At 43.9% G+C, this 13,727-nt stretch carries 14 protein-coding genes; 7 read left to right on the top strand and 7 right to left on the bottom strand.

Annotated elements, in window-relative coordinates; genetic code table 11:
* Positions 1 to 344: 344 nt before the first annotated feature.
* From AC075L_RS02245 to AC075L_RS02220, 6 genes are all read right to left on the bottom strand, one after another.
* Entirely contained in the window at positions 345 to 2,012 is a 1,668-nt protein-coding gene (locus AC075L_RS02245) for a sensor histidine kinase (protein WP_271742401.1), read from the bottom strand.
* 200 nt (positions 2,013 to 2,212) lie between these two features.
* Complete coding sequence (gene phoU / locus AC075L_RS02240; protein ID WP_008705061.1) at positions 2,213 to 2,884, bottom strand: phosphate signaling complex protein PhoU; 672 nt, start codon at positions 2,882 to 2,884, stop codon at positions 2,213 to 2,215.
* 2 nt (positions 2,885 to 2,886) lie between these two features.
* Positions 2,887 to 3,645, bottom strand: a complete 759-nt coding sequence (pstB, locus tag AC075L_RS02235) for a phosphate ABC transporter ATP-binding protein PstB (RefSeq protein ID WP_008705063.1) — start codon at positions 3,643 to 3,645, stop codon at positions 2,887 to 2,889.
* Between the two features lie 5 nt (positions 3,646 to 3,650).
* Complete coding sequence (gene pstA / locus AC075L_RS02230; protein WP_008705064.1) at positions 3,651 to 4,556, bottom strand: phosphate ABC transporter permease PstA; 906 nt, start codon at positions 4,554 to 4,556, stop codon at positions 3,651 to 3,653.
* Entirely contained in the window at positions 4,546 to 5,403 is an 858-nt protein-coding gene (gene pstC / locus AC075L_RS02225; RefSeq protein ID WP_008705066.1) for a phosphate ABC transporter permease subunit PstC, read from the bottom strand. Before pstC ends, pstA begins: the two co-directional genes overlap by 11 nt.
* Before the next feature lie 146 nt (positions 5,404 to 5,549).
* Positions 5,550 to 6,413 (bottom strand): substrate-binding domain-containing protein, encoded by an 864-nt coding sequence (locus tag AC075L_RS02220; RefSeq protein WP_008705068.1) that lies wholly within the window; start codon positions 6,411 to 6,413, stop codon positions 5,550 to 5,552.
* A gap of 315 nt (positions 6,414 to 6,728) precedes the next feature.
* Here AC075L_RS02220 and AC075L_RS02215 point away from each other — a divergent pair, with 315 nt between their 5' ends.
* Together AC075L_RS02215 and AC075L_RS02210 are read left to right on the top strand one after the other, a co-directional pair.
* Positions 6,729 to 6,938 carry a C-GCAxxG-C-C family (seleno)protein gene (locus AC075L_RS02215; protein WP_476387080.1) on the top strand — a complete coding sequence of 70 codons (210 nt, stop codon included), beginning with the start codon at positions 6,729 to 6,731 and terminating at the stop codon, positions 6,936 to 6,938.
* Positions 6,910 to 7,122, top strand: a complete 213-nt coding sequence (locus tag AC075L_RS02210) for a C-GCAxxG-C-C family (seleno)protein (protein WP_476387079.1) — start codon at positions 6,910 to 6,912, stop codon at positions 7,120 to 7,122. The genes AC075L_RS02215 and AC075L_RS02210 overlap by 29 nt, the downstream gene beginning before the upstream one ends.
* 137 nt (positions 7,123 to 7,259) lie before the next feature.
* Here AC075L_RS02210 and AC075L_RS02205 read toward each other — a convergent pair whose 3' ends face one another.
* Complete coding sequence (locus AC075L_RS02205) at positions 7,260 to 8,111, bottom strand: hypothetical protein (protein ID WP_144137355.1); 852 nt, start codon at positions 8,109 to 8,111, stop codon at positions 7,260 to 7,262.
* A 316-nt stretch (positions 8,112 to 8,427) separates the two neighbouring features.
* On the opposite strand from AC075L_RS02205, the gene AC075L_RS02200 reads away from it, so the two are divergent.
* From AC075L_RS02200 to AC075L_RS02180, 5 genes are all read left to right on the top strand, one after another.
* Positions 8,428 to 8,787 carry an arsenate reductase family protein gene (locus AC075L_RS02200; RefSeq protein WP_025577743.1) on the top strand — a complete coding sequence of 120 codons (360 nt, stop codon included), beginning with the start codon at positions 8,428 to 8,430 and terminating at the stop codon, positions 8,785 to 8,787.
* 205 nt (positions 8,788 to 8,992) lie between these two features.
* Complete coding sequence (locus tag AC075L_RS02195) at positions 8,993 to 9,670, top strand: response regulator transcription factor (protein ID WP_020993179.1); 678 nt, start codon at positions 8,993 to 8,995, stop codon at positions 9,668 to 9,670.
* The gene (locus AC075L_RS02190) at positions 9,663 to 10,478 is read left to right on the top strand and encodes a sensor histidine kinase (protein WP_476387078.1); all 816 of its coding nucleotides are present in this window, start codon (positions 9,663 to 9,665) and stop codon (positions 10,476 to 10,478) included. Before AC075L_RS02195 ends, AC075L_RS02190 begins: the two co-directional genes overlap by 8 nt.
* Before the next feature lie 219 nt (positions 10,479 to 10,697).
* Positions 10,698 to 11,369, top strand: a complete 672-nt coding sequence (locus AC075L_RS02185) for an ABC transporter ATP-binding protein (protein WP_025577740.1) — start codon at positions 10,698 to 10,700, stop codon at positions 11,367 to 11,369.
* A 15-nt stretch (positions 11,370 to 11,384) separates the two neighbouring features.
* Positions 11,385 to 13,727 (top strand): ABC transporter permease (locus tag AC075L_RS02180; RefSeq protein ID WP_476387077.1); only part of this gene is annotated, 2,343 nt, incomplete at its 3' end.

Here is a 13,727-nt window from a genome sequence, read left to right as displayed (position 1 = left end):
TAAATATTCCCATTAAAATAATCCGCCAAATCAAAAAAGAACCCTACCTGTCCCACCTTTGAAACAGATAGCATCCTTTGTGCAAAAAAACTATCACAGCCAGTTTCCAGCGCGAAGCAGCATCTCTCTGTGGGTGAATTTGGAGGGGGCTTAGTAACTCTTAGGTTTGGGGAATCCGCGTTATGAAGAAAAATAGCAACGTGTTTGAGCGAAGTTTGCAACGAAGCGAGTTTTGCATTTTTCTTCATGTTTTTAGCGGATTTTTCAAACCTTAGAGTTACTTAGCCCCCGGAACTGAACTCACAGAGAGATGCTGCTTCGCGCGTCCCCCTAGTAATATCCAATTATTCTTTATGCACCTTAGGAAACTTCATACAAATTTCCGTTCCATTTCCTTCTTCACTTCTCAGTATAACACTTCCCTTCAGAGCCCCAACTGCATGTTTCACAATCGAAAGCCCAAGTCCTGTACCCCCAATTTCCTTAGAGTGACTCTTATCCACCCTGTAAAACCTCTCAAACACTCTGTCCTGGTCTTCCTTTGGAATACCCACACCTGTATCTTTTACCACAATCTGAATCTCCTGCGCAGTTTGTGTCAGAAAAACACTCACACTTCCTTCATTCCGGTTATACTTGATTGCATTATCACAAACATTATAAACCGCCTCTTCCAGAAGTGTCCGTACTGCCTCCATCTTCATATATTCTCCGCAGATATAAAGATGCACGTTCAGTCTCTTCGCTTTTTCCTTCAGACTCTCAAACGCATTTTTACAAACCTGGTAAACATCCACTGGTTCCCAGGTATAGGAAGTCTTCTCCTCATCAAGCTGTGATATCTGGATCACATCCTCAACCAATTGCAGCAGCCTCTGAGCTTCCTTATAAATACGCCCTGCAAATTGGGGAATATCCTCACATTTCACCAGACCACTCTGCATAATCTCCGCAAATCCTGAAATAGAAGTCAGCGGTGTCTTCAGCTCATGAGAGACATTTGCGGAAAATTCTCTTCGCAGACTTTCTCTCTCAAGCTTTTCCGTTACATTAACAAGCAGCACTACCGCACCTTCGGTTTTCTTATCCCGTATAACAGGATTAGCGATCAGCTGAATATCACTTCCATTTAATTTCAGTACCAGTTCCGTATGTTCTCCACTAAGCACCTGCTCAATGGCATGTCTGAATTCTTCCTCACGATCCAGACAATAAACACTTTCTCCCTGACACCCCCTGTCCATATGAAACAGATTCCATGCACTGGAATTTGCAGAAAGGATCATCGTATATTTATCAATCACGATCAACCCTTCCTGCATATTCTCTGTGATAAGAGCGAACTCTTCCTGCTGCTGTTTCGCCAGTTCCAGTTGATTCTGAATTTCCCGGTTCTGTCTGTGTATCTTACTTAAGAGAGGAGAAAGTTCCTCATAAATCCGATTTTCTTCCGGACTTTCAAGATCCAGCTCATTGATTGGTTTCACAATTCGTTTTGATATTGCAGATGCCATAATTCCTGATAAGATCAGCATCAGACATAAAAGCCCACATAAAGGAAATATAAGATTTTCAACCAGTGCCAGCACCGAATCCTGTGTACCGGAAACTCTCAGTACCGTACCATCTTTCAGACGCAGTGCATAATAAATGGTTTTCTCAGAAAGTGTATCCGAATATCTCGAAGATTCTCCTGCACCATATTTCTCTGCCTTCTGAAACTCAGTTCTGTCACTGTGATTCTTCATCTCAGAAACATCTGCTTCATTATCAAACAGTACTGTTCCATCCTGATCAATATAAGTAATTCTTGCACTTTTATCCTTAATATTTTTAAGGTAATCCACGCCCTGCTGCTCCACACCATATGCCAGATAAGCAGCTTCCTTAGACAGTTCTTTCCGCATCTGTCCGTCAAAATTGCTGTAAAGGATTCCCATTACAGCAGCCAGTCCCACAGCCAGAACCAATGCACATACAAACATTATAGATTTAAAGATTTTTTTTGTCACTTCTCTTCACTTCCCCTTTTTATTTAATACCTCAGGCAGATATCGCTGCGCATCCTTACGGAGCGTTTATCTCAGTCAGAAATCGGTCTCCGACTGAGATATATAATAACTCAAATATCCGCAAACGGTTCCCGCCTGCGGATATAAAAAGCCCTGCTTCCAAATAATTATATTCAAAATCAGAAACTTTCTCTGTTCAATTAATTATTCAGATAATCCTGATGCTCATTATTTCTGTGCTGTCCTGTGATGGAATATTCTACCCATTCAGCAATATTCACTGCATGATCTCCGATACGTTCAAAATACTTGGCAGTCATAAGAAGATCCAGTCCGGTCTTGGCATCCAGATTTCCTCCGTAGATCATATCTGCAAGCTTCTCTTTAATCTCGTTAAACGCATCATCCACCACATCATCTCTGTCAATGACATTTCTGCACAGCTCCAGATCACTCTTTACAAAAGCATCCACGCTCTCAGTTACCATACGCACAGTATCTTCCGCCATCTGTGTGATAGTCTCCGGGATCGCAGTGGTATTCTTTGCAACATATAAAGACAGATCTGCAATATCTGCTGCCTGGTCACCGATACGTTCCATATCAGAAACCATCTTCAATGCTGCAGATATCTCTCTTAAATCTCTTGCAACCGGGTGCTGATGAAGCAGAAGACTCAGGCACAGATTCTCAATCTCTCTTTCTTTGGCATCAATATCTCTGTCCGTCTCAAAAACCTGGCGGGCAATCTCTTCATTCTGCACCTTCTGGATTGCTTTTGCAGAGAATGAAATTGCTTTCTCACAATAGCTTCCCAGTGTGATAAGCTGAACGTGCAGTTCCTCCAGCTGTCTTTCGAAATACTTTGACATAATCAACCAAACCTTCCTGTAATGTAATCCTCTGTACGCTTGTCAGAAGGCATAGAGAACAGTTTATCAGTATCATCAAATTCAACTACTTCTCCCAGAAGGAAGAAAGCTGTTTTATCAGAAATACGTGTAGCCTGCTGCATATTATGAGTTACCATAACAATGGTATAATCCTTCTTTAACTCCATCGCCAGCTCCTCGATCTTGGAAGTTGAGATAGGGTCAAGTGCGGATGTAGGCTCATCCATCAGAAGTACCTCCGGCTGAACTGCCAGTGCTCTGGCAATGCAAAGTCTCTGCTGCTGGCCGCCTGACATACCCAGTGCGCTTTTCTTTAATCTGTCTTTTACTTCATCCCAGATTGCCGCATCGCGGAGAGATTTTTCTACAATATCATCCAGTTTAGACTTGGAACGGATTCCATGGGTTCTCGGTCCATATGCAATGTTATCATAAATACTCATAGGGAAAGGATTAGGCTTCTGGAATACCATTCCCACTCTTTTTCTCAGAAGATTCACATCCATATCTCCGTAAATATCTTCACCGTCAAGCTGTACCTTACCGGTGATCACACATCCCTCAACAAGGTCATTCATACGGTTTAAAGATTTCAGAAGTGTAGATTTACCACAGCCACTCGGCCCGATAAAAGCTGTGATTTCTTTCTCCGGAATTGCCATGTTTATATTCCTCAGCGCATGAAACTTTCCGTAATGTAAGTTCATATTTTCAACTGTTATTTTTTCATTTCCACTCATTTTTCTTATCCTTTCGCAATTCGTTTGGCAACTGCTCCGGACAGGAAATTGATTACAAGAACAAATGCCAGAATAACAACTGCTGTTGCAGATGCCTGATTCATATGAAGGCCCTCACCTGACAGCACATACATATGAAGTGCCAGAGTACGTCCGGAACCCATCAAGTTCTTCGGTACCTCTGCAACTGTACCTGCTGTATAAATCAGGGCTGCTGTTTCGCCGATCACACGTCCGATGGCCAGGATCACACCTGCCAGAATACCAGGTACTGCTGATGGCAGAACAATGGTGAAGATGGTACGAAGTTTACCTGCTCCAAGTCCAAAGCTGGCTTCACGATAAGAATCAGGAACAGATTTCAGGGCTTCTTCCGCAGTACGCATGATCAGAGGAAGAATCATAATTACCAATGTGAAAGCACCGGACAGAAGAGAAAGTCCCCAATGCAGTGCTGTTACGAAAAACAGCATACCGAAAAGGCCATATACAATAGAAGGAATTCCTGAAAGTGTTTCTGCTGTAATACGGATCACATTTACAAGCTTACTTCCTTTTTTCGCATATTCTACCAGATAGATGGCTGCAAAGATTCCCAGCGGTGCTGCGATTACAAGTGAAACAACCGTCAGGATGAATGTGTTGATCAGAGAAGGAAGTAAGGAAAGATTCTCTGAATTATAAGTTAAACTGAACAAGTCTGTTGACAGATACGGTACGCCCTTGACCAGAATATATCCGATCAGAAAGAACAGTAATGCAAATGTCAGGACTGCACCTAAAAGGGTAAGCAATGCAAGAACACCTGATCCCGGATGCTTAATATATGCCTTCATCTGATCTGAGAAAGAAGACTCATTCTGCTTTTTTTCTTTGGACAAATCAATTGCCGCTGCTGTATCAATTTGCATGTTCTGCCCTCCTGTTCAGTAAAGAAAGACTCAGGTTAATGATAAGAATAAAGATAAATAACACAACTGCTGTTGCGATCAGAGCTTCTCTGTGAAGACCTGTTGCATAACCCATCTCAGTGACGATATTTGCAGTCATTGTACGGACACCTTTCAGGATTCCCTGTGGCATTCTCGGCTGGTTACCTGCAACCATTACAACTGCCATTGTCTCACCGATCGCACGACCGATTCCAAGTACTACTGCTGCCAGAATACCTGATTTTGCTGCCGGAAGCATGACAAAAAAGATGCTTCTCTCCTTGGTTGCTCCCAGTGCCAGTGAACCTTCGTAATAACTCTCAGGTACGCTGCGGATCGCAGATTCCGTAACTCCGATGATAGTCGGCAGGATCATCATTCCAAGCAGAACACAGGCTGCCAGCATACTGGTTCCTGTTCCGCCGAAAATCTGTCTGATCAGAGGAACAATGAGAATCAGGCCAAAAAAACCATATACAATAGAAGGTACACCTGCCATCAATTCAATTCCTGATTTCAATGGTCTGTAAATTTTCTTCGGGCAGTAACGTGCCATAAAAACAGAAGTAAAGAGTGCAATCGGCACACCCAGGAGAATGGCACCTGCAGTTACATAGATACTTGCTACGATCATTGGAAGGATTCCAAAAATATCATTTGACGGCTTCCACTTTGTTCCCAGCAGGAACTTCAGCGGACCGATTTTCCCGATAGCCGGGACACCATTTGCAAACAGAAATGCACAGATCAGAAACACTGCCAACACTGAAGTACAGGCTGCGATCAGAAATACACATTTCATTGCTTTTTCTTTAAAGTGGTTCATTCATTACACCTTTCTTTCCCTGTATCAAAAATCATAACCTGTCACTTTTACAGTGATTCTGAAAATATGATTTTCAACATGCAAACAGCCCGCCTGCTGTACTATTTCATTCACAGGCGAACTGCTCTGAAACTAAATCTGTTACATTATTTAGCAAGATCTTCCCATGTAGTAGTCTCGCCTGTGTATACAGCCTTTACCTGATCGCTTGTAAGTTCATCAACATCATTGTCTTTGTTTACAATAACTGCGATACCATCTCTTGCGATAACTGTAGCTGTAAGACCAAGGTCTTTCTCTTCATCTTTCAGGTCACGGGATGCCATACCGATATCTGCTGTTCCTTCTGCTGCCATGTTTACACCTGTTGTGGAATCACTCTGCTGAACTTCTACAGTTACGTCTTTGTTTACTGCTTCATAGCCTTCTGCAAGTTTCTCCATAACCGGTGTTACTGAAGAAGAACCTGCAACTACTACTTTACCGGAAACTCCGTCTGCTGCTTCATAAGCCTTAGCATCTGCTGCTTCTTTGATATATCCGTTGTCCTCTACGATCTTCTGTCCGTCAGAGCTCATAATGTAGTTTACAAAATCCTTTGCTGCATCGCTTTCTTTATCAGATGTAAGGATGTTGAATGGACGTGCGATCTTGTAAGAATCATTGGAAACATTATCTACAGTAGCTTCTACACCGTCGATCTTAACTGCCTTTACTGTATCATCCAGAGAACCAAGTGAGATATAACCGATTGCATTTTCATCACCTGCAACAGTTGTCATCATAACAGATGTGCTGTTTGTTACACTTGCTTCATCTGTAGTCATATCTACTTTCTCACCGTCTTTTTCTTCTTCAATTCCAAACAGTTCTACGAATGCTCCACGTGTACCGGAACCATCTTCACGGGATACAACTGTGATGTCTCCGCTTGCTGCACTTACGATTGTTGTGAAAGCTGTTGCTCCGATAACTGCTGCTGTAAGGATTGTTGCGATTTTTTTCTTCATGATAATTTTCTCCTCTTCCCATGAGCCATGTTTTTAATATAAAGTGAAAGGCTCATTTCCTTTTTAATATCTTTATGTTTTATAACTTGTTGCCTCATTTACAAGTGCTATTATAGAAATCCAAAGTTAAATGTAAAACCACGCTAAAGTAAAATCTTTGTAAATTGAAAATTTTTGTGAAGGTTGTAAAAACAGGTTCAAGGTGCTATCATAAACTATATCTTCAAGTCCCCACCCACTGCTTATTACTTTTCGCAAGTCAAGCAGGGGACTTACTTGATTCGGTTAAAATTTATACACAGGAGGATTTTATATATGAAAAATTTAAGATGTGAAAAAGCAGTAGAAAAGAAACATAACGGCTATAACTGTGCACAGGCTGTGGCCTGTTCTTTCTGTAAAGAGGCATCTATGGATGAGGATACACTCAAAAAGATCACACAGGGATTCGGTGCAGGTCTTGGCACTATGGCCGGTACATGCGGAGCAATCTCCGGTGCTGGCAGTTGTAGCTGGACTTATTAACCAGGACAAAGCCGGAACCTCTCAGACTGTCCGCTCTGTCATGAATCAGTTTAAACAGCAGAATGGAACTGTAATATGTAAAGACTTAAAGGGTGTGGAAACCGGAAAGGTAATCCGCTCCTGTGATGACTGTGTCAGAGATGCGGTGAAATTCCTGGAAGACGCATTAAAATCAGAAAATTGATTTCAGGCAGATATTCGCAATGCATAAATACCAACGCAAAAGGAGCTATGCACGTATAATGTGCATAGCCTCTTTTATGATTAGCTTGATTAATGCTCCCAGTTCCCAATTAATTTTATATCTGTAATTTACTTTCACTACTTGTTCACAGTCATCTGCTGTTCCTGAACTTTTTTTATTTCTTCCAGAGGCAAGTTCAACATCTTCGAAACTTCTTCTGGAGTTTTTCCACTCATGAGAGCCCCCAGAATCATTCCCTCATGACGGCCTTGCTGTATTCCTTGTTGCATTCCTTGCTGTATTCCTCTTTCATAAATCATATCTCCAAATCCTGTCATTTTGCTCGCCTCCTCCTGAAATGGTTCTGACCATTCTATATGTGAATATCTTTGTATTCTCTTTATATCACCAGTAAAAAGCCCTTTCAGATAATCAAATATTCCTTTTTCTTCTGTTTCTTTTCCCAGTCGGATTATAATTACTGTTAAGAGATCATAATCCTCCTCAGGTTCATCTGCTACCCCTATAATATCCTTCTTCGAAAAAGAGTATTCCGTCAATGTATTCTGCAGTTTCTTTGGCACATCCTCTGCACAGATCCATATGGAATAACATTTTTCCAACTTTGAATAATCTGTAGTCTGCGTAATAGTACTTAACTGAGATGAAAGGTCTCTGGCCACATAATATACTGCACGTTTTAATATAGGGTATGACGGATTACTTGGACGGTAGCTTTTCTGCGCTTCCATATCAATATGTAAATTCACTCTTATTTTCTCTGTAGATAACTTTGGATTTATTATTTTAAACCGAATATCAAACCTCACCAGTTTCTCCACAAGAGATGAGAGTTCACTGTCTTCTTTTGTTAATCTCAGATCCTTTTCTACATTTGGTATATCACTTACGAAATCATCTTTTGTAATAGAAGAAATGTCTAAGCACTGTAGAATTTCTTCCTGTGAGCACGTTTTAAACTCCGGCACTGTCATCTGCAAAATGGGAATGATAATCTCCTTATTGCTCATAAGTTGTTTCATTCCTGCATCATACTCCGCGCCAGTCACTCCGGACGTATATACGTCCATCTTCGTCTCATCACGCATGATTTCTCCTCTCCGGGGAACTGGAACTGTTTTTTCTTTTGTATATGGATATATTAACATGAAAACCTGAACCTTACAATTCTTCCATAACATTCTCTTGCAAAATCGCCCTTTCCAATTTATGATATATCTATCTGGAACAATAATGGAGGAAGTAATTACCTGTAAATAGTTACGATAAATCTATACGAGGAGAATGTCTATGAAAGTTTTAGTTTACCGCAAATGCAGTACCTGCATGAAAGCCCTGAAATGGCTGGACGAACACAATATCAATTATGAAGAACGGGCTATTAAAGAAGAAAATCCTACTTACGAAGAACTGAAGAAATGGTACGCAAAAAGTGGTCTTCCACTGAAGAAATTCTTTAATACAGGCGGAATGATCTATAAGGAAATGGGATTAAAAGATAAGTTAAAAGATATGTCTGAAGATGAGCAGCTGAAACTCCTTGCTACAGATGGAATGCTGGTGAAACGGCCTCTGGTAATCGGAGATGACTTTGTACTTACCGGATTCAGGGAGAAAGAATGGAGCGAGGCTATGCACATGTGATGTGCGCATAACCTCTTTTTTATAGCTTTCTTATCAATCTTTGCCACATAAAACAGAACAATCAAAAACTCCAGATATGACTGGGAACTTCTGGTTGCCGAAGGTGCTATTCATGCTGTCCGGCTGAAACAGAAATCCAAAACGAAACGAAAAAAATTGCCCAAGGAAATGATGGTGGCATTTGAATAACGAAGGAGTGAGATACATGGAACAATTATTGATTATTGAAGATGATATAGGGTTGAATCAGGGTTTAAGTAAAGCATTGAAAGCAGATGACCGTCAGATTATATCCTGCCATGATCTAAAAGCGGCAAGAGAGCAATTGCTTTGCGGTAGTGTATCCCTAATCCTGTTGGATATCAATCTGCCAGATGGCAGTGGGCTTGAGCTGCTCCGGGAAGTCAAGGAAAACATGCCCGGAGTTCCTGTTATTCTGCTGACTGCCAATGACACCGATCTGGACATCGTAGACGGACTGGAGAGGGGCGCTGATGATTACATTACCAAGCCCTTTTCTCTTTCGGTTTTGCGGGCAAGGGTGAATACCCAACTGCGAAAGCAAGCGTCAAACCATAAAAATGTATCGATCCATATTGATCTATTTCACTTTGACTTTGAGGCTATGACCTTTTATGTGGGAGATTCAAAAGTGGAATTGAGTAAAACAGAACAAAAATTACTGCGTCTGCTTGTTGAAAATCGTGGTCGAACCATGACCCGTGGAGACCTTGTCGACCGGATCTGGACAGATGGCGCAGAATATGTGGATGAAAATGCTTTGTCCGTTACAATCAAGCGTCTGAGGGATAAGCTTGGTGCACAAAAGTACATTAAAACCGTCTATGGAATCGGTTATAGCTGGGTGATAAAAGATGAATAAAACCGGCATTGTGATCATACTGCTGTGTTTTCTGGCGGCGGCAGCTGTTGTATTATGGGAGCGGAGAAAGGCCAGAAAAACGATGGAAGAAATCGAAAGGATGCTGGACGCTGCCATGACCGGTTCCTTTTCTGAAACCAATTTTGATGAAAGCCAGCTGTCTGCATTGGAAACGAAGTTTGCGCACTATCTTTCCGCCGCAGAAGCATCTTATCGAAATGTAGCGCAGGAAAAAGACAAAATCAAAACCTTGATTGCGGACATCTCCCACCAGACAAAAACGCCGATTGCAAACCTGCTGTTATACAGCGAGCTTTTGATGGAGGAAACTCTGCCTGCATCAACGAAGGCAAATGTGGAGGCATTGTACAAACAATCGGAAAAGCTGCGATTTTTGATCGATTCTCTCGTAAAGCTTTCCAGACTGGAAAATGGGATCATTTCACTCTCCCCTCAGCAAGCAGCGCTGCAGCCGCTGCTTGAAAGCGTAGTAGAACAATATGCCGCCAAGGCTTCTGAAAAAGGATTGTCTTTGCAACTGCAAGATACCAATGCTTTTGCTGTATTCGACTTCAAATGGACAGCGGAAGCGCTGGCTAATATCGTAGACAATGCCATCAAATATACAGAGCATGGCACAATCAGGATTTCTGCTGTAAGCTATGAACTGTTTGAAAGGATCGATATATCGGATACTGGCACAGGCATTTCGGAAAGTGAGCAAGCGAAGATATTTGCTCGCTTTTACCGCTCAAATAGTGTGCAGAAACAAGAAGGGGTCGGCATTGGCTTATACCTTGCCCGATAGATCATATCCGGAGAGGGCGGTTATATCAAGGTTGCTTCCGTTCCGGGAAAAGGAAGTACGTTTTCCATATTTCTGCCGAAATAACAACAATTCTATCAAAACTGTTAGATTTCATTTTCCGCCGGAAAGAATGTGGAAAGATTCCTATGCGATAATCTGTATGTATCAAAGGACCATTTCCTTTCATACATACAGATTTTTTCATGGAGGTACTCATTTATGGAAGTTTTACAGGCAAAAAACCTGAGAAAGATTTATGGCTCCGGCAATAACGCAGTTCATGCGTTGGATGGAGTTGATTTAAGTGTAAAGAAGGGCGAATTTGTTGCAATTGTCGGCACATCCGGCTCCGGCAAATCCACGCTGCTGCACATGCTGGGCGGGCTGGATCGCCCTACAAGTGGCACGGTCATGGTGGACGGACAGGATATTTTCTCCCTGAGGGAGGAAGCGCTGACCATCTTCCGCCGCAGGAAAATCGGCTTTGTGTTCCAAGCATATAATCTTGTTCCGGTGCTGAATGTGTATGAAAATATTGTTCTACCCATTGAGCTGGACGGTGGCAAGGTCAATAAGGATTTCGTACAGCAGATTGTACAGACACTTGGGCTGGATGATCGTCTGGATGCGCTGCCCAATCAGCTCTCAGGCGGTCAACAGCAGCGAGTAGCCATTGCCCGTGCGCTGGCGGCAGCACCCGCTATCATTCTGGCAGATGAACCCACCGGCAATCTGGATTCCAAAACCAGCCAGGATGTATTGAGCCTTTTGAAAGTCACCAGTCAAAAGTTCGCCCAGACAATCGTAATGATCACTCACAACGAAGAAATTGCGCAGATGGCAGACCGCATTATCCGTATCGAAGATGGTCGGATCGTCTCCCAGAACTAACGGGAGGTGGCTACGATGAATGTCAAAAACAGAAAATGTATTCGAAAGCTCAGCTTAAAATCTCTTTATGCGAACCGTCGCCGCAATCTGATCGCTATTTTTGCCATTGCGCTGACCACGCTGCTATTTACCTCCATGTTCACCATTGTCTTGTCGTTGAACGCCAGCTATGAAACCTACCAGTTTCGGCAGGTAGGCGGCTATGCGCATGGCACCTTTAAGGATGTTTCCCCCGAGCAGGCGGAACGCATCGCTGCCCACCCAAAGGTAAAGGCTACGGGGGCACGGAAGGTAATCGGTATCACTGCGGAGGGGGTCTTTGCCAAAATACCGGCAGAGATCAGCTACATGGATGCCAACTGCACTAAATGGAGCTATGCCACCCCTACTACCGGACGGATGCCCGAAAGCGGCAAAGAGGTAGCCATGGATACGGCAGCGTTGCAGCTGCTTGGCGTAACGCCGGAGCTGGGCGCCGAGGTCACGGTTTCCTATTCCATTACGGACAAGGATCAAACCGCCTTTACTGTAACAGATACCTTTACGCTGGTGGGCTATTGGGACTATGATGAACTAATGCCTGTTCATTACATCAACATCAGCCGTGATTACGCAGATGACATCGAAGCGCAGGCAGTGAAAACAGGTTTACAGCCTTTCCGCACCGATTTGAATGTCATGCTGACCTCCGGCACAAACATTCAAGGGCAGATGGAGCAGGTGGATACCGATCTTGGCTACACATGGGACAGCTATACTGATCCCAACAGCGTCCGGATCGGCGTCAACTGGGGATATACCTCATCCCAGCTGGAATCGCAGCTCGATCCAGAGCTGATGATCGCCATAGCAGCTTTTTTGCTGCTGGTGATTTTCACGGGGTATCTTATCATCTATAACATTTTTCAGATCTCTGTTGCGGGGGATATCCGGTTTTACGGACTTCTGAAAACCATTGGCACAACGCCCCGGCAGCTCAAACGCATCATTCGCCAGCAGGCACTTCTGCTTTGTCTGATCGGCATTCCGGCGGGGCTGCTGCTGGGCTACGGCATCGGCGCTGTTTTGATGCCTGTTGTCTTGCACTCCATCCAGTTGAATACAGGCATCACCACCATCAGCACTTCGCCTGTGATCTTCCTTGGTTCTATGCTGTTCGCCTTGTTGACGGTGCTTTTGTCCTGTTCCAAGCCCGGAAAAATGGCAGCCAAGGTCTCTCCGGTGGAGGCTACCAAATATACGGATGTGATGCAGACCAAGAAAAAACGGCGCAGCATCCGAGGAGCAAAGCTCCATCAGATGGCCTTTGCCAATCTGGGACGACACAAGAAAAAGACGGTACTGGTGGTGTTGTCTCTGGCACTGTCGGTGACACTGTTCAATGCGCTGTGTGCCTTTGTGGGCGGCTTCAGCATGGAGAAGTATGTATCCGCCATGACCTGCGCCGATTTTATCGTCAGCACTCCCGACTATTTTCGTTATAACCCAGCAGATGAATTCATCACGCCGGAACAGATCGGAGAGATCGCAGCAAACACAAAGGCCAGTCTTTCCGGCACGGGATATGCTGTGCGAAAACCCGCATATCTGTGGATGACGGAGGATGCTCTGCGGCAGGACTATGCAAGGTACGAAAGCGCCGAGCAGTTGGACACCCATATGAGCCGCATGGAGCACCGGGGCAATATGGTGATGGGAGATACCAGAATCGAGGCTCTGGATAACAGTCTGTTTGACAAGCTGCAAGTGCTCGACGGAGATATTTCTCCTATGCTGGAGCCGGACAATAACGCCATTGCCATTGCGGTTTCCTTAGATGACTACGGTAATCTGCTCAATCCTGAATACTACCCCAAGGTGGGAGACACGATCACGGCTACCTATGCGGATGATGTGAAATATATCGACAGCCGCACCGGAGAACTCCGCACCGAAGATACACCGGAGGAGTACCGTCAGAAAAAACTGTATGGAGCCAGAGATGTAGAGTACACGGTCTGCGCCTTGGTAGAACTTCCGAATTCCATGAGTTATCGTTATAGCGGCGTTGGCTATGATGCAGTTTTGTCTGTGGACACCGCACAGAGGGACAGCGGTGGTGCAGCCATTCCGATGCTCTACCTGTTCGACACAGCGGACGAAGCGGACGAGGCCGAAGCAGAGCAATATCTATCGAAGCTCACTGCCGGTGAGTTTTCGCCCTTGATGTATGAAAGCAAGGCCACGGCTCGCTCTGAATTTGCTCAGTTCCGGCAGATGTTCCTTCTGATAGGTGGTATCCTCTGTGCTATCATCGGGCTGGTGGGACTCTTAAATTTCTTCAACGCCATGATGACCGGTATTCTTTCCCGCCGCCGT

Source organism: Blautia sp. ZXY-1-B12 (assembly GCF_056339915.1).
The sequence above is the reverse complement of the archived record's forward strand: the minus strand, read 5'-3'. Positions and strand labels throughout refer to the sequence as shown.